This is a genomic window from uncultured Rummeliibacillus sp., assembly GCF_934216135.1.
Taxonomy (GTDB): Bacteria; Bacillota; Bacilli; order Bacillales_A; family Planococcaceae; genus Rummeliibacillus.
Genome location: NZ_CAKQBI010000021.1, coordinates 39,685 through 56,517, shown reverse-complemented (window position 1 = coordinate 56,517; position 16,833 = coordinate 39,685). Strand labels below are relative to the sequence as shown.

Sequence of the window (16,833 nt, the reverse complement as noted above, 5' to 3'; positions counted from 1 at the left end):
TGATATCTATTTTGTCTTTGTTAAAAACAAAGTTTATTGATTAACATCTTGCTTGTTCAGTTTTCAAGGTTCATATCTCGTCGTCATCTTAACGACTTATATATCTTAACATGTCTTTTTCTAAAAGTCAAGAACTTTTTTTAAAAGTTTTAAGTCATATTTTGTCGTTTTATTTACTTACGAGTCAACGTTGTTAACTATACTCTCCTATTAATCGATTGTCAACTTAAAATCAAATTTTATTTTTAACTTAATCTAGATAAACTACAATAAACAATTTTAAATGCTCAATTATATATAGATAGCCTCTCTATTCCACCCATACTATATATCAATTTATCAAGCTATGAAATCCAGTACATAAAGCAAAAGGCAGCATTCCCTTGTCGGAATGCTGCCTTTTCACTTTTATTTTCTATTATTATTATCTTACCCAGATAAAGTAAGCTAAGAAGACGAAGAATAAAACATACATTAATGGATGTACTTCTTTTTTACGTCCCGCAAGTAACATTGTAATTGGATAGAAGATAAAACCAACTGCAATACCCGAAGCAATACTGTAACCCATAGGCATCATAAACATTGTCATAAATGCCGGAACTGCAATTTCGAATTTATCCCATTCAATTAATCGTAAAGACGATGCCATCATTACACCGACAATAACTAACGCTGGGGTTGTTACAGCCATGGTAACTACACTTAATAATGGCGAGAAGAATAATGCTAGTAAGAACATCACTCCTACTACAACTGCTGCGAAACCAGAACGTGCACCTGCACCAACACCAGCTGTAGATTCTACATATGCAGTAGTTGTTGAAGTACCGAAGATAGAACCAACTGTTGTACCTAAAGCATCTGCTAGTAAAGCTTTACCTGCACGAGGTAATTTGTTGTCTTTTACTAACCCAGCTTGGTTTGCAACTGCCATTAAAGTACCTGCTGTATCAAAAAAGTCTACAAATAGGAACGTTAAGACAACAACTAAGAATTTCACATTAAATAAAGAAGATGGATCATGAATAATCGGATCTAATGCAACCCCAAAAGTTGGAGATACACTTGGAATTGATGAAACAATTGCTTTTGGTACTTCTACTAAACCAAAAATCATACCAATTACAGCTGTAATAATCATACCGTAGAAAATACCAGCTTTTACTTTACGTGATAACAAGATAACTGTGATGAAAATACCTGCAATTGCTAATAATACATTTCCATCAGTGAAATCACCTAAAGTAACAAATGTACTTTCGCTAGCAACAACAATCCCTGAATTTTTTAAACCAACAAATGTTATAAATAATCCAATACCTGCAGATACAGCATATTTTAGCTGAACAGGAATAGCATTAATAATCGTTTCTCGAATACCTGTCAATGAAAGAATGATAAAGATTACACCTGAGAAGAATACACCTGTTAAACCTGTTTGCCATGGAATATGGTAAGTTAAAATAACTGTATATGCGAAGAAAGCATTAAGTCCCATACCCGGTGCTAAACCGATAGGATATTTTGCAATAAAGCCCATGATGAACGAACCAACTGCTGCAGCCAAAGCTGTTGCAACAAATACAGATCCGTAATCCATGCGCATTGCATCTGGTAAGTCTTTTACATCTGCTAATGTTAAGATTAGTGGATTTAGCGCTAAAATATACGCCATTGCTAAGAATGTTGTAACTCCCCCAATTATCTCTCGGCGATAATTTGTACCAAGTTCTTCAAATTGGAAATACTTTTTCATGATCAATCCTCCGTATGCCGTCTTATACGTCATGAGAATAAAAAAGACAATCAACTTAATAATGAGTTGACTGCCTACGATTCTTCACATTCTATGAATCATGTAAAGATTTAAAAGAAGAAATTATTATTTTATCTTCTTTATTAAAATCGTAGTCAAGTCATTTACGGTAACTCGGTAGAAACTTTCGGGCCATATTCCCGACATTATACGACGACGTTATTTAATTTACTTTGATAATATAACATGGTTCTATCACTAATTCAATACTTTTTCCGAACATTTCCTATACATTATCGTAAATAGTTCGTGAATAAACATTGAAATTAAAATAAGTCGTCGATGATAAATGAAAACAATTTATCTTTGCTCGAAAATATGCGACATTATACTTACACTTACTAACTAATTTTTAATGAGGTGATTCTAATAAACAAAATAGTAGCTCCTTCTACCAACTATACTCAAATCATTCAAGCCGAAAATTTATTGATTGAAGAAATTGAAGAAAACACACATCTAATCGATTGTGAAATTGATTGCCGTTTTGGTAGAAAACAATTACAAGAAGTTCAATTTGAAAATTGCCGATTCTTATTAATTGATTATTCACAAATGGAATTTTTAGATATCATATTCAAGAAATGTGACCTTTCTAACTTCAACTTTTCCAAATCCATATTTTATAGATGTAAATTCCAAGCATGTAAATTAATCGGCTCGCAATTTATTGGCAGTACATTGAAAGATATATATTGGCAAGACTGTTTTATGAATTATGCTGTATTCTCCGATAGTAAGTTAAAACAGGTTTGTTTTGAGGATAGTCAATTAAAAGAGGTATTTTTCCAAAGCGTTAGTTTTAATAAAGTTGATTTTCTCAAATGTAATTTACAACTCGCTGATTTTACAGAAAGTAAATTAAATGGTTTAGATTTTTCAAATTCAGATTTTATAGACATAAGACTTACACCCAACTTAGCAAAGGGGATGTCAATTCGGTTTGATCAAGCAGCTTCTATTGCTGCTACGCTTGGTGTAATCATTAAAGATTAGTGAATAATAGCCCACTTACCTTAATAAGATAAGTGAGCTTTTTTGTGTGAAAAATCTCATATCATAATCATAAATTCAATTAGATTGTATATACCTAAAGAACTTCTTATCGTAACATCTGCTTATCCAATTAGGATTTCTTTTTCTTTCTGTTTGATTGTTGAGTTTTATCGTGGTTTGTTTTGTTGTTTTTGTTTTTAGCTTTTGAATCCCATTCAGCAGCAAACTCTTCATGTAAATTGTCTTTAGGATTATTGTTATTGCTATTGGTATCATCTTTATCTGTACTTTTATAAAGATCGAAAGGATTATGAGTTCTTACGTTCATGGTCCTCTTGTTGTTTTTATTGCCCATGGCGTATCACCTCCTAACAATAATTTGTTCTTTTTGGAGGTTTTTATGCTCTATCCGTTTTATATTATTTTTTGTCGGTTAGTCTTGAGTTAAATGCCATAAGCGATTCAACGGTAATTCATCTTCTGTAATATTTTTCTTTTCAACTAGAACACTATTTAAAGTAAGTTCTATTGATTCCACATAAAACGATATGACGACATTACAATGTGCTAAAGCAAGATGATTTGTTACGCTTTTTGAAAATTGATCTAAATCATAAATGTGATTTTCCTTTACTGGGGTATTGGAATAAACTTTTGCAGTTACTAAGTTTTTCCTTAAGACATCCTCCCAAAAATCATTATCTTCATAATCACCTAAATCAAAATCGTCTTGTCTTGAAGGACGATTTTCATCAAAAATAAACATTCTGTATGTAATTCTATCAATCTCAATATCCCATATTTCTATGTCTTTAAACCGGAACACTCGGTTGAAATTATCAATTATATTAATCACCCTCTATTTAATACATAACGAATTCCATAAATAACTAACAATTTAAATATATGTAATGAAAAGCATTAAATCAAATTATCTGAAGCTTATGTCTCTGGAGGTCATCTATTAGTTCAATAATTTTTTTACATAAAAAAACTCCCTTATTTTCAAAAGTAGAAAATAAGGGAGAACATATTTATAATTTCAATTGTTACGGGTGTGAGCAATTCCCTCAATCTACACTTGTATTTCTCGGGGTGCTTCGCATCCTCGTCGCAATGTGTCTATTCCCACTCGATAGTAGCTGGTGGCTTAGAAGTCACGTCATACAGTACGCGGTTAATGTGGTTTACTTCGTTGACGATACGTACTGAGATTTTTTCTAGTACGTCCCAAGGGATACGTGCCCAGTCTGAAGTCATGCCGTCGATAGACGTTACTGCACGGATACCGATTGCGTAATCGTAAGTACGTTGATCGCCCATTACACCTACTGATTTGATATCAGGAAGTACAGTGAAGTATTGCCAAATGTCACGATCTAGACCAGCTTTAGCAATTTCTTCGCGTAAGATTGCATCAGATTCGCGAACGATTTCTAGTTTTTCTTCTGTTACTTCGCCTAGAACGCGGATTGCAAGACCTGGTCCTGGGAATGGTTGGCGCCATACGATTTCGTCAGGAATACCTAGTTCAGTACCTAATGCACGTACTTCGTCTTTGAATAATGTTTTAAGTGGTTCGATTAGTTCGAACTGCATATCTTCAGGAAGTCCACCTACGTTATGGTGAGATTTGATTGTTTGTGCAGTTGTTGTACCACTTTCGATAATATCAGTATATAGAGTACCTTGAGCAAGGAAGTCCATACCTTTAAGTTTTGAAGCTTCGTCATCGAAAACATAGATAAATTCGTTACCGATAATTTTACGTTTTTTCTCAGGATCACTTACGCCTGCAAGCTTGTCCATAAAACGTTTACGAGCATCAATTTTAATCATGTTAATACCGAATTTACCTTCGAATGTTTGCATAACGCTTTCTGCTTCGCCTTTACGCAATAAGTTGTGGTCAACGAACATACATGTTAGTTGGTCACCGATTGCTTTATGGATTAACACTGCAACAACTGAAGAGTCAACGCCACCTGAAAGTGCGCAAAGAACTTTTTTGTCTCCAACTTGTTCGCGAATTTTTTCAATTTGCATGTCGATGAAGCTATCCATTGACCAATCACCTTTAGCACCACAAACATCAAATACAAATTGATGTAAAATATCATTACCATATACAGAGTGACGTACTTCTGGATGGAATTGTACAGCATAGAATTTACGTTCAGCATTTGCCATTGCTGCAATTGGGCATGATGCACTTGTAGCGATAGTAGTGAAACCTTCTGGTGTTTTAGTAACTAAATCACCATGACTCATCCAAACAACTTGTTCTTTTGGAAGTTCACCAAATAACGCATTATCTTCTAATACTTTAATTTCTGCTTTACCGTATTCACGATGGTCAGCTGATTCCACTTTACCACCTAAAGAATGCGTCATTAATTGCATACCGTAGCAAATACCTAGAATTGGTAAGCCCATGTCGAAGATTTTTTCATCAATATGGAATGCATTTTCATCGTATACTGAGTTGGGACCACCAGAGAAAATGACACCAGTAGCATTCATCGCCTTTAGTTCTTCAGCTGTGATTGTGTGAGGATGTAATTCACTATAAACACCGAACTCACGAATTCGACGAGTAATAAGTTGGTTGTATTGACTACCAAAATCAAGAACGATAATTTTTTCTTGATCTTTTAAAATTGTACTAACTGACAACAGTTCCACCTCTTCTATATTTTATAAATGAAACTTCTCTTATATAAGTTACTAATATGAAAAGAACGCGTTGAAAGTAACATTCTTCCTACGCGTTCAGTCTCTACAAAAGGCAAATAAACTATGTCTAAACATAGCTATATTCACCTTCATAGTCAAACCATTTACGGTAGCTTGGTAGAAACATTCGAACCATATTTTCGAACATATACGAGGGCAGTTCAATTATTTATAATTTTTCTTAATCTTACAGTTTATAAGAGCCAAAATCAACCTGTTATACGATTGATTAAATATTCCCAACATTCTATAATTTTATCCTTATCCATTGTTGAGGCCCCATTACTATAAAGATATTCTTCATAAATGTTCGTCAGATTGCTCATATGGTCGGTACCAAGTTTTTTATCAACAAGTTTGGCAAATTCACTAAGAGTTTGTCCTTCTTCTTTTGATAATCCATTTAAAGAAAGCTGATGAAGTAAATCATTATACAGACGATCTATGGTTATATTATTTTTTCCTTTAAATCGATATTTCAACAATAGCCACTTTGGCATCCATTTTTTTCGTGTTAAATAGCCGAGAGCTGTTAGTATTAAAACGATTACTGCAAAAATGGTAATAACTTTGTTCCACTGTTTGCTTGTCGTTTTTGTTTCATTTTGACTTTGCTTGTCTTCTAGTTGCTGCTGTTTTTTCTTTTCTTCTTTTTTCGCTTGTTCTTTCTCTTGCTTTGCCTTTTTCTTTTGCTCAGCTTTTTTTTGCTTTTCTTCTTTTGCTTTTTCATTTTCCTTTTGCTTTGGATTGATGGTTCCTTCATTTTCTTCATCTTTCACATCGTTTAGAACATTATCAAATCCATCGAAACCAATTGTTGGCTCGAAAGACATCCAACCCACTCCAAGTATATATGCCTCTACCCAAGAATGTGCATTGTTGTTTGTGACAACAAAACGGTGAGTACCGTTATCAGAAGACACTTCATCTCCTTCTGAAAATCCCTTTACCCAACGTGCTGGAATGCCCAATGTACGAAGCATCACAACCATTGAAGTAGAGAAATTGTCACAATATCCAGATTTCGTATCAAAGAGGAATTGATCTACATAATCTTGGCCCTCTTTCGGTACTGCTACATCTGTTCGTGAATATTGATAACCGTTATATTGAAAATAAGAAACAATGGCATTTGCCTTATCATAAACGTTCTTTTCACCTTTTGTTATTTCTTTCGCCAAATTATTTACACGTTCAGGTAAAGTAACTGGAAGTTGCAGATACTGATCGTATTCTTTTGGAAGTTTTCTTAAATCCGACATTTTCGTTTTTTCTAACGCTTTCAAACTATATTCAGGTGTGGAATAGGACATTGAATACTTTGGTAAAAGTACCTTTTGCTCATTAATAGAAGGTCGTATTTTTTCACCATCAATCTCAATATAAAATGACTTTTCGTCATTTGGTTGATCAATCGATTTTAACCCATATGGTTGCATGATAAACTTATAGTCTTTCTTTAAAGTGATTGTCGCAACATCTGTGTTTTTTTCCTTACCAGGTTTTAATGACATTGGGATATCTTCACCGTATTCAAAGGTATGTACATAGACATCTCCTGGTTTTCGTACCCACCCTTTTCCGGTATAAATATTTTTCGTTTCGATACGCCAATATTGATTTACTTTTGCTGCTACTTCAAAAACAGGACGACTATCTTCTTCAAAAGGACCACCTAGTTTACTATCATCCTCAACATATCCTATTTTCCCGATACCAGCATTTTGACCATTCTTCCAATCCATTAGTTTTGCGATAGAATCTGGTGTATTCACTATAGCTTGTTTTTTAGGCATTAAGAAAGCAAATACAGAGCTACCAATAATCATAAGAACAAGTGGTATCAATAACATGGTATAGTGTTTTGCCTGTAATTTAACCTGACTACCATTAAATAGACGGTTTACAAACAATACGCCCATTAGTAATGTTCCTAATACCATGACGCGGATTATGGCAGAGTCGGCATTATACTTAGTCAGTGAATCTATTAAGCATAAGAAAATGATTGTTGTTAAAAAGAAATATACAACAGTATGCTTGACTGTTAACCAATGATGGATTAGATAGATTGTCATCCATAATAAAACAAAAAATAAAATACTACGAAATGAATCCGTTACATCATTCCAATCACCTGCTATTAACGCTTTCACGCTTATCCCAAAATCACCAGCAATTTTCATCATACTGTCTACAGAGAAAAATTTTGTCCCCAAGTATACATACATAAGGAACCAAATGATATATAAAAACTTAATCGCAAAAGATAGTACACCATTTAAGTTAACGATGTTACTTCCTAAGCAAAGCACTATAAAAACAAGAAATAATCCAAGATGTCCAGTGCTCGTCAACTGTACAATAGGCATGAGCCATTCTACCAACATCCAAAATATAATAAGATAAAGGCCCATCAAGCTCGTCCATTTCACTATTGATGAATTGCTCATTTTAACACCTCCGTAAAGGCATCTGAAAATTGTTCACGTGTGATTGGTAAGACAAATATTCCATTTTCCTTTGCTATGATCTCCATCTTTTCCTCTTGCTCTGAAATAACTTGTTCTGGATTTCGAATGATAAAACAAATTACAGCTTGGGATTGTTTGAAGTTTTTTTTCAAGATATTTATCCATTCAAGTGTGAGAGATCCTGTAACAAAATAAAGCATTGTTGCGCTAATTAAATTACGATTTTGCACATATTTAGGCCCAACTTGTTCAACTAAATTTGGTTTTACAGCTGCAAGATAATAGAGTGCTTGTTGTAATTGTTCCACGGTCTGAATTTGATTGAAAAAAGCTGGTTTCGCTCCTGCAGATAAAAACGACATCGTAAAATGCTGATTCGTAACAGCTGTTAACACAGACGCACAAAACTCTACTTGTTCCTCAAATAAATCAGAAGGTGACTCATCTAATACTAGACAAACATTTAATGATTGTTGGTCTTCAAATTCTTTCGTTTGTAAGCTTTGTGTTTTGGCAAATGTCTTCCAATGAATCCACGTCATACGATCTCCAGGTTGATATTCGCGAATACCTGAAACCATAGTTGTATCACGTACTATCGCGCTATGCTCTGTACCTGCACCACTATTTCTGGAGATTTGTAACGGCGTATAAACTATATTCGTAATACTTGGATAAACAACAATTGAACGATTTGCTGGTATTAAAACTTTCTTTTTTACCCAACCAAAAAAATCTGCAATGGTCAGTTCAATTCCTTCTAATTGGTAATGACCACGTGGCATATTTGGAATTTCATATTGCCAAGAGAATTGCTCTTTCCAGCCCATTATTAAAAAATGTCGAGTTTGGTCTACCTCTTCAACAAATAGCTCATTTGGCACGCTTTCCTGAATTATCGTATAGAGTAATGGAAATCGCGAATTTCTCGTCAACGTAATCTTCATCCGAAGAGAATCACCTTGTTCTAAACGTCCAGAAATCATTGTCCTTTCAACTGAAAAATTTTTAACTGGCACAAAAAACAGCATGATTGAGTAAATGGCAAAAGGTAAAAACATAAAGAATATAAACCAGCTGACAAACCCACCTTGCATCAATGCAAAAGATAGAGAAATAGCTAACAAAAATACAACCAATATAAAACGTATAATCGCTTGCGATAGCCACTTTACTTTATATCTTTTCATCATCTTGAAGCCCTTTTAATCGGTACAGATGTATTAATAATAACGCGACCAATAATTTCTTCAGGTGTAATACCGTCATAGCGTGCTTCTGGTTTTAAAATGAGACGATGAGCAAAAACAAAAGGTGCTAAAAATTGAACGTCATCTGGTGTTACAAATTGGCGTCCTTTCAACAAGGCATACGCTTGGGATGCCTTCATCAAAGCGATGGAACCACGAGGACTCGCACCGAGATATACATATTGATGTTCACGAGTTGCTCTAGCTAGTTCCACAATATAGCCTTTCACTAATTCATCAACATGGACTCTTTTCACTTCTTGTTGTAGAACCTTCAATTCATCTAGCGTAACTACCGAAGTCAACGTTTCAATCGGACGTGTTCCTTCTGCTCTTCGTAATACTTCAATTTCATCATCATGACTTGGGTAACCCATTTTCAATTTTAATAAGAAACGGTCTAATTGTGCTTCAGGCAGTGGATATGTTCCTTCATACTCAATAGGGTTTTGAGTAGCCATTACAAAGAAAGGCTTTGCAATTTGAATGGTTTCCCCATCAATTGTAACTGCAGCTTCTTCCATTCCTTCTAATAGGGCAGATTGTGTTTTAGGTGATGTACGATTAATCTCATCGGCCAATACGATATTCCCCATTATTGGACCAGGACGAAAATGAAACTCCATATCTTTTGGATTATAAATGGAAACACCAATTACATCCGATGGCAGCAAATCGGGTGTAAATTGTATTCGTTTAAAATTAGCACTTACGGATTTAGCAAGTGCACGAACCATCATAGTCTTCCCTACACCTGGTACATCTTCCAGTAAAACATGTCCTTCTGCCAACAATGCCACAACACTAAGTTCTGCGATATGCTTTTTGCCAATCATTACTTTTTCTATATTATTGATAATGGATTGTAACTTTTCTTGTGTCTCCATTAATTGGCCTCCTGTCAATTATCCTTTTTATTGGTTCTTTTTCTCAATTAGCATTATTATAGCATGATTGTTTTTAATCCTTACAAAAAACACGACTTACTATTTAGTCGTGTTTTCATACATTATTACATTTATTTCTATTTTTGAATGATTTCATGCATAAAAAGTTCTTCTAAATGCAATGTTTTTGAATCTTGTAAAACAGATTTAATATTTCCATGTTTTAAAACATGCCCTTCATGTAGCAAAAGTACATCATCTGCTAATTCTTCCGCAAAAGAAAGTAAATGTGTAGAAAATAGAATCGTTTTACCACAGTCTTTTTGTTCTTGTAAGATCGTTTTCAATTCAGCAATCCATCGTATATCTAAACCATTTGTTGGTTCATCTAAGATTAATAATTGCTCATCTCCTAATAACGCTTGTGCCAAGTTAATCCGTTGGCGCATTCCCTTCGAAAATTGGCGAACTCTTTGTTTGCGAAATTCCCATAGTCCTACTCTTTTTAGTACTCTATCAATTTCACTTGATGGTATTTTCTTTAATCCTGCAAGTAACTGTAAAATTTCTAATGCTGTAAGAGTTGGCGGGAAGTTTACATCATCTGGCATATATCGAATTGACGGATGTGTAACCCATTTCAACTCACCGGAATCTGGCTTCTCTTGTCCGATTAATAGGCGGATCAGTGTACTTTTACCAGCTCCATTACCACCCGCCAAGGCGATAATTCTCCCCTCTTGTAAGGTAAATGAAACATCGTCTATTCCTTGAGATTCCGAATACTTTTTTACAAGATTTTTTCCTTCTACAATCATGCTTGACGCCCTCTTTTCATTAGCACCCATTTTACAAATACTAGCGGTATTACAATCCATAAGATTGTGACAACTGCATATAATACATAGCCTACGGTAGAACTATAAAATTCAGTAAAACTATAAAAGGATGGTCCTAATACAGATGTTTGATCAGAAAATAGGAAATAACCAAAACGAACCCATTCAGCAGGGTTGATGTGAAGTATGATAATCGTTAACTTCTGTAAGACATGTCCAGCTACAACTGTTCCAATGGCCATTAAAGCATACGATAGTAGCAATAATGATACTGCCCATACTACTAATGATAAAGCTAATGCATGTAAACGATTTTTTGCAAAACTACCGCAAAGGATTGCGATAGACGAAAATAGTAGTACTGTCATAATAGATAATCCTACAAAAAGAAGTGGCAGATGTACTTGACCAGATATTCCACTCATTCCTAACACAACCGCAAAAGCTAAACATAAAATAAGCATAAATGATAGGATTAATGCGATATATTTGCCAAATATATATTGTGTAATTGTCATTGGATATGTCTTTAACAAAGAAAACCATCCAGATTCTAAATCACTTGCGACCCCCATACTACCAATCGTTAAGATAAATAACGGCAACAAGAATAGAAGTAAATTTAAAAAACTAGCTGTTTGTCTTGTAAAACCATTGAAATCAGGTAATGCAATTTGTTGAATTAGCGAGATGGCCGCAAATACAAAAACAAAAAGTACTGCTACTAATTGCATCCATCGACTTCGCAACATTTGTCTCCACTCTAAACGTATAAATAGGTGATTATTCAATGATGCACACCCCATTTAAATGTATCTAAATCGCTATAACTCAATAATTCTCCTTTACCTTCTTTTGCAATATATTTTTCCGCTTCATCTTTTGTTTGAAAGGCAATTACTCCATATGACATGGGCGTCCAAATATCTTTGTCATACACATAAGAAGCTGTTTTAACATCGAGCCATTTTTTTCCGCTTTCATCCTTGATAAATGCCTTTCCTAAATCATCTTCGTCCATATCTTTCATATATTCGACTAAACAACCTAAATCATCAAATATTTCGTAATCTCCATTTTTCAAAGCAATTTCCCCTGCATATTCTTTATGAACAATACTCATATTGCATATTTTACAGATGTCAGTTTCACTAACAATTTCTCTAGGTTTATATTCTTTGTTTCCACAAGCTTGTAAACATAGTACTAAAGCGAAAATACCTATCAACCATCTCTTCTTCATCCTCGAATTTCCTTTCTCCAAAACCATAGTATTGTGAACACAAGTCCAATTCCTAACACCAATTTCCAAACAATCATTGTATTTTTCCTTTTTATAGACATAGTGCTTTGCATTAAAGGTTCTTGATCAACTAGTTGTTCTTTCTCAATGACATTTGTTTGGCGGTCTATCTCATTAAGTAACACTACACTTGGTGATTCGATAAAATATTGATAAGCGGGTTGTCTAACCATCCATTGTCCAAAGCTTTGAAGTGCTACATAATTGCGGTCACCAATACCATCGCTATTAACATCAATCCCCGCATAATCATCATAGTAATTTTGGACAATCTGACTGCCTGTTCCGTCTGAGCGGAGATTAACAATATTCCCGATAAAATTATTTCGCTTCACTTGATTTTCTTCATTTGAACGAATAAGTTCTATTGCTGATTGATTCATTAAAAATACATTCTTTTTTATCGTCGAATTTGTTAAATTTTGAGCCGAAATTGCTGTTCGATTATTTTGGAATTCATTCGCAAATATTTTTATAAGTTTGGACTGGAATAATGTCATTCCTGAAGCATTTAGTCCATTTTGGTCATATAACTGATTATCGTCTAGCTTTACATTTTCAGACATCATTAACATAATGCCCGTTACATTTTTTTTAAATGTATTCCCTGTTGTTTGCGCATTTTTTGTATACATAAAGTGGATACCGTAGCGTCCATTATAAATTTTGTTATTCATAAGAGAAATCTGATTGACCGATTCTATATACACACCATCTTGTACATGTTGAATAGTATTCCCATGCACCTTTACATTTGCACTGTTATAGAGGGCAATTCCATTTCCTTTTTTTGAAAAATGTCCTGGTATACCGGTGATTTTCAAATGCTTGAGTGTTACGTCATTAGTGTTATAGAGCTGGATACCACTCCTCACATTTTTGAAATGAAGATTTTCAAAACGAAGATGTTGCGATTTCTTGCCCGATATCCCTAGATAAGAGTTTTGCAGTGCAACATTGTTTATAGAGACATGTTCTGCGTTTTCTATTTCTATAGCAGGCTTTTGGTTCAAGCTTTCCAATACCGTATGCTCAGATCCCTTAATTGTGATATTCCTATGTATCACTACATTTTCCTTATAGATAACGTTTGATAGCTGTAATGTTCCATTTTCAGGTGTCTCATCAATTAGTTGTTGCAATGTTTTCGTTTTTGCATGTGCTTGTGGTACAGCAAACGTAAATGCGATAAAGAAAATGAAAAGTAATAAAACACGATTCATAAGCACACCTCCATTCTACGACAAAAGGGCGGAGTATACTCCAGCCCTTATAAAGGATTATTATTTTCCATGACCTTCAGAATCATCATTATTCATGTTCATATCCATCTTGTCACTAGAGTCATTATTTTTCATCTTTTGCATTTTCTTTATATATCGTTCATGTGCTACATCATCAATATCTGATACTTCAACAACTTTTGCTCCTGCATTTTCTTTTATAAATGCATCTGCACTTTCTTGATCTTTAAAGAACGCATAGCCATAATTCATCGGTGTTTTTATGTCTGCTTTTACAATGATAGCATCATCTAATTTCAACCATTCTTTAGAATTATAATCGCGAACATATTTATCATATTTAACTTTATCTTTTCGTTCTTGATTTAACATACAACCTGCATCGTCAAAGAAGATTGTTGAGCCATCTTTTTTAATTGCTTGTGCTGAAAATGCGCCCATTTCATGATCTACATCGTACACTTTCATATTGCAAAATTCACAAACAGTATCTTCTTTTGGCTCTTGTAATTTTGAATTGACTTTGTTGAGAGATGCTACATTTGTTGATTGTTCTGTTTTCTCTGTGGTATTAGTATTATTTGCATCCTTTGTCTTAGCATCGTCTTGACCACATGCTCCTAGCAATACTGCTGCCAAAATTACTGTTACACCTAAATTCTTTTTCATCATATTCTCTCCCTTCAACTACCTAATACTTTACCTTTAGGTTGTGAAGAAAGTTCAAAAATTATATGTCTATATTTTGACTTATTACATTTTCCATTTCTTACAAAAGAAAAAGGCTGTCCTATAAGTAACTAAAAAACTTACAGGACAGTCCTTTATTTTGCTAAACTTTCAATTTTAAAAAATATTTATTTTTTCCAAAAGTCATCGAAAATAGAAATTGGTAAGTGGCGTTTGTGTTCTGAACGTAAGAAATGCCCTTCAATTTGTTTTTTTGCGTCTTCTGGAATCTCTTTACCTTCTAAATAGTCATCTATTTGATCATAAGTAACACCAAGTGCTACTTCATCCGGCAATGACGGGCGGTTTTCTTCTAAATCTGCAGTTGGTGTTTTTTCGTATAAATGTTTTGGACAATTAAGTTCGGCAAGCAATGCTTTACCTTGACGTTTGTTTAAACGGAAGATGGGTGTTAAATCAGCTGCACCGTCACCAAATTTTGTAAAGAATCCCGTAATTGCTTCTGCTGCATGATCTGTACCTAGTACAACTGCATTATGGTGAGCTGCAATAGCAAATTGAACTTTCATACGTTCACGCGCTTTTTCGTTACCTTTTAAGAAATCAGTAAGTTCTATTCCTGCTTCTTTTAATGATTGGACGCTTACATCTACTGCAGGTTTAATATTAACTGTATAGACTTTGGTTGGTTGGATAAATTGGATAGCATCTTGACAATCTTGTTCATCTGCTTGGACTCCATACGGTAAGCGAACTGCCCAAAAAGAGTACTTGTTTTCTCCAGCTTCTTCATTTAACTCATTTACTGCAAGTTGTGCTAATTTACCAGTCAAAGTAGAATCTTGACCACCTGACAATGCAAGTACAAAGCCCTTTAAAAAGGTATTCTTTGTAGCATATTCCTTTAAAAAGTCGACAGATTTACGAATTTCTTCTTTCGCATCGATTTGAGGAAGTACATGTAATTCCTCTATAATTTTTTGTTGCAAAGACATAGCCATTAAATATTCCCCCCTAAACTAGCATCAATATCTCGAACCATATCTTTCACGTCTTGGATATTTCTCATTCTGTTATCCCAGCATTTTTGGCTTAAATCTACAGGATACTCTTCAGGGTTCAATGAACGTTTGTATTCGTCCCATAGCAATTCTAGATTTTCAGAAGCATAGGCTCTCATATCTTGTACTGAAGGGCTATCATATACGATTTTACCTTTTTCAACTACCTTTTTATGAAGATCTTTTGCTTCAAAGTTTGTGACAAATTTTGAGATAAATGTATGGACTGGATGGAACATTTTAATACGTTCTTGTGATTCAGGATTCTCATCCATCATGGTAATATAATCGCCTTCTGCCTTACCATTTTCAAGATCAATAATACGGTATAATTTTTTCAATCCTGGTGTTGTCACTTTTTCAGCATTGGCAGAGATTTTAATACGATCTTTCATCCTGCCATTTTTATCCTCCAGTGAAACAAGTTTATAAACTGCTCCTAATGCAGGTTGGTCATATGCAGTTATTAGCTTTGTACCAATACCCCATTGATCTACTTTCGCACCTTGAGCAAGCAAGTTTAGAATCGTATACTCGTCTAAATCATTTGATACAACAATTTTAGCTTTCGTAAACCCTGCATCATCTAACATTTTACGAGCAGCCTTTGACAAGAATGCGATATCGCCACTATCTAAACGAATTCCGATAAAGTTAATCTTATCTCCTAGTTCTTTTGCGACTTTAATCGCTGTAGGTACACCAGATTTTAATGTGTCAAAAGTGTCGACAAGGAATACACAGTCTTTATGTCGTCTTGCATAAGCATGAAAGGCTTCATAATCACTTTTATACGCTTGTACTAAGGAATGAGCATGTGTACCTGCAACAGGTATATTGAATAGTTTACCCGCTCTTACATTACTTGTAGAATCAAAGCCACCAATAATTGCTGCTCTTGTTCCCCAAATTGCTGCATCCATTTCTTGTGCACGGCGTGTACCAAATTCCATCACAACATTATCTTTAACAATTTGTTTAATCCGGCTTGCTTTTGTTGCTATTAGAGTTTGGTAGTTCACAATATTAAGTAATGCTGTTTCGATTAGCTGTGCTTCTCCTAGGGGCGCTTCAATTCGAACAATCGGTTCATTTCCAAAGACAAGTTCCCCTTCAATCATAGAGTAGACATCACCTGTAAAGCGTAGATTTTTTAAGTATTCAATAAAATCCTCATCATATCCAACAACTTTTTGTAAATACTCTAAGTCAGATTCGCTCATTCGAAAATTACGTAAGTACTCCAACATTCTTTCTAAACCGGCAAAAATAGCGTAACCATTCCCAAATGGTAATTTTCGAAAATAGAGCTCGAATACGGCTTTGCGATTATGTATTCCGTCTGCCCAATAAGATTCTGCCATATTGATTTGATATAAATCTGTATGTAGCGCTAGGCTATCGTCAGGATATTTTGTCATCATGCTATTCCCTTCTTCCACCATCTTAATACATCATAGTATACACTATTTATTTTTAAATATGTCTTTAAAAATGCTAGTATGTCATGACAGCTGTAATATCAAGATCTTTT

At 34.4% G+C, this 16,833-nt stretch carries 15 protein-coding genes and 2 riboswitches; of the genes, 1 reads left to right on the top strand and 14 read right to left on the bottom strand.

Features of this window, described 5'->3' with window-relative positions; translation table 11 throughout:
• Positions 1 to 424 precede the first annotated feature (424 nt).
• The gene (locus tag Q0977_RS12950) at positions 425 to 1,759 is read right to left on the bottom strand and encodes an NCS2 family permease (RefSeq protein ID WP_119415805.1); all 1,335 of its coding nucleotides are present in this window, start codon (positions 1,757 to 1,759) and stop codon (positions 425 to 427) included.
• 132 nt (positions 1,760 to 1,891) lie between these two features.
• A riboswitch (purine riboswitch) is annotated at positions 1,892 to 1,993 on the bottom strand.
• 255 nt (positions 1,994 to 2,248) lie between these two features.
• Here Q0977_RS12950 and Q0977_RS12945 point away from each other — a divergent pair.
• Entirely contained in the window at positions 2,249 to 2,815 is a 567-nt protein-coding gene (locus Q0977_RS12945) for a pentapeptide repeat-containing protein (protein ID WP_299514653.1), read from the top strand.
• 130 nt (positions 2,816 to 2,945) lie between these two features.
• On the opposite strand, the gene Q0977_RS12940 is transcribed toward Q0977_RS12945, so the two are convergent.
• From Q0977_RS12940 to Q0977_RS12880, 13 genes are all read right to left on the bottom strand, one after another.
• Positions 2,946 to 3,170, bottom strand: coding sequence for a hypothetical protein (locus Q0977_RS12940; protein ID WP_119415807.1), 225 nt, complete (start codon positions 3,168 to 3,170; stop codon positions 2,946 to 2,948).
• 78 nt (positions 3,171 to 3,248) lie between these two features.
• A complete protein-coding gene (locus Q0977_RS12935; RefSeq protein ID WP_119415808.1) occupies positions 3,249 to 3,581 on the bottom strand; it encodes a hypothetical protein in 333 nt (110 codons plus the stop codon).
• A 356-nt stretch (positions 3,582 to 3,937) separates the two neighbouring features.
• Entirely contained in the window at positions 3,938 to 5,491 is a 1,554-nt protein-coding gene (gene guaA / locus Q0977_RS12930; protein ID WP_299514648.1) for a glutamine-hydrolyzing GMP synthase, read from the bottom strand.
• A 132-nt stretch (positions 5,492 to 5,623) separates the two neighbouring features.
• A riboswitch (purine riboswitch) is annotated at positions 5,624 to 5,725 on the bottom strand.
• Between the two features lie 35 nt (positions 5,726 to 5,760).
• A complete protein-coding gene (locus Q0977_RS12925; protein ID WP_299514645.1) occupies positions 5,761 to 8,004 on the bottom strand; it encodes a transglutaminase family protein in 2,244 nt (747 codons plus the stop codon).
• Positions 8,001 to 9,218, bottom strand: coding sequence for a DUF58 domain-containing protein (locus Q0977_RS12920; protein WP_124218153.1), 1,218 nt, complete (start codon positions 9,216 to 9,218; stop codon positions 8,001 to 8,003). The genes Q0977_RS12925 and Q0977_RS12920 overlap by 4 nt, the downstream gene beginning before the upstream one ends.
• Positions 9,215 to 10,162 carry a MoxR family ATPase gene (locus Q0977_RS12915; protein ID WP_119415812.1) on the bottom strand — a complete coding sequence of 316 codons (948 nt, stop codon included), beginning with the start codon at positions 10,160 to 10,162 and terminating at the stop codon, positions 9,215 to 9,217. The genes Q0977_RS12920 and Q0977_RS12915 overlap by 4 nt, the downstream gene beginning before the upstream one ends.
• Positions 10,163 to 10,299: 137 nt before the next feature.
• Positions 10,300 to 10,980, bottom strand: coding sequence for an ABC transporter ATP-binding protein (locus Q0977_RS12910; RefSeq protein WP_119415813.1), 681 nt, complete (start codon positions 10,978 to 10,980; stop codon positions 10,300 to 10,302).
• Entirely contained in the window at positions 10,977 to 11,792 is an 816-nt protein-coding gene (locus Q0977_RS12905; RefSeq protein ID WP_299514639.1) for an ABC transporter permease, read from the bottom strand. The genes Q0977_RS12910 and Q0977_RS12905 overlap by 4 nt, the downstream gene beginning before the upstream one ends.
• Entirely contained in the window at positions 11,789 to 12,244 is a 456-nt protein-coding gene (locus tag Q0977_RS12900) for a nitrous oxide reductase accessory protein NosL (RefSeq protein WP_299514636.1), read from the bottom strand. Before Q0977_RS12900 ends, Q0977_RS12905 begins: the two co-directional genes overlap by 4 nt.
• Positions 12,241 to 13,527 carry a NosD domain-containing protein gene (locus Q0977_RS12895; RefSeq protein ID WP_299514633.1) on the bottom strand — a complete coding sequence of 429 codons (1,287 nt, stop codon included), beginning with the start codon at positions 13,525 to 13,527 and terminating at the stop codon, positions 12,241 to 12,243. Before Q0977_RS12895 ends, Q0977_RS12900 begins: the two co-directional genes overlap by 4 nt.
• Before the next feature lie 60 nt (positions 13,528 to 13,587).
• Positions 13,588 to 14,217, bottom strand: coding sequence for a nitrous oxide reductase accessory protein NosL (locus Q0977_RS12890; RefSeq protein WP_124218148.1), 630 nt, complete (start codon positions 14,215 to 14,217; stop codon positions 13,588 to 13,590).
• A 188-nt stretch (positions 14,218 to 14,405) separates the two neighbouring features.
• A complete protein-coding gene (gene nadE, locus Q0977_RS12885) occupies positions 14,406 to 15,233 on the bottom strand; it encodes an ammonia-dependent NAD(+) synthetase (RefSeq protein WP_299514670.1) in 828 nt (275 codons plus the stop codon).
• 5 nt (positions 15,234 to 15,238) lie between these two features.
• Positions 15,239 to 16,723 carry a nicotinate phosphoribosyltransferase gene (locus Q0977_RS12880; protein ID WP_124218147.1) on the bottom strand — a complete coding sequence of 495 codons (1,485 nt, stop codon included), beginning with the start codon at positions 16,721 to 16,723 and terminating at the stop codon, positions 15,239 to 15,241.
• Positions 16,724 to 16,833: the final 110 nt, after the last annotated feature.

What these genes read in the sequence shown, in the direction of transcription:
- Q0977_RS12950 (WP_119415805.1), bottom strand. Translation starts at nt 1,759, where the DNA reads ATGAAAAAGTATTTCCAATTTGAAGAACTTGGTACAAATTATCGCCGA.
- Q0977_RS12940 (WP_119415807.1), bottom strand. Translation starts at nt 3,170, where the DNA reads ATGGGCAATAAAAACAACAAGAGGACCATGAACGTAAGAACTCATAAT.
- Q0977_RS12935 (WP_119415808.1), bottom strand. Translation starts at nt 3,581, where the DNA reads ATGTTTATTTTTGATGAAAATCGTCCTTCAAGACAAGACGATTTTGAT.
- Q0977_RS12925 (WP_299514645.1), bottom strand. Translation starts at nt 8,004, where the DNA reads ATGAGCAATTCATCAATAGTGAAATGGACGAGCTTGATGGGCCTTTAT.
- Q0977_RS12920 (WP_124218153.1), bottom strand. Translation starts at nt 9,218, where the DNA reads ATGATGAAAAGATATAAAGTAAAGTGGCTATCGCAAGCGATTATACGT.
- Q0977_RS12915 (WP_119415812.1), bottom strand. Translation starts at nt 10,162, where the DNA reads ATGGAGACACAAGAAAAGTTACAATCCATTATCAATAATATAGAAAAA.
- Q0977_RS12910 (WP_119415813.1), bottom strand. Translation starts at nt 10,980, where the DNA reads ATGATTGTAGAAGGAAAAAATCTTGTAAAAAAGTATTCGGAATCTCAA.
- Q0977_RS12900 (WP_299514636.1), bottom strand. Translation starts at nt 12,244, where the DNA reads ATGAAGAAGAGATGGTTGATAGGTATTTTCGCTTTAGTACTATGTTTA.
- Q0977_RS12895 (WP_299514633.1), bottom strand. Translation starts at nt 13,527, where the DNA reads ATGAATCGTGTTTTATTACTTTTCATTTTCTTTATCGCATTTACGTTT.
- Q0977_RS12890 (WP_124218148.1), bottom strand. Translation starts at nt 14,217, where the DNA reads ATGAAAAAGAATTTAGGTGTAACAGTAATTTTGGCAGCAGTATTGCTA.
- nadE (WP_299514670.1), bottom strand. Translation starts at nt 15,233, where the DNA reads ATGTCTTTGCAACAAAAAATTATAGAGGAATTACATGTACTTCCTCAA.
- Q0977_RS12880 (WP_124218147.1), bottom strand. Translation starts at nt 16,723, where the DNA reads ATGATGACAAAATATCCTGACGATAGCCTAGCGCTACATACAGATTTA.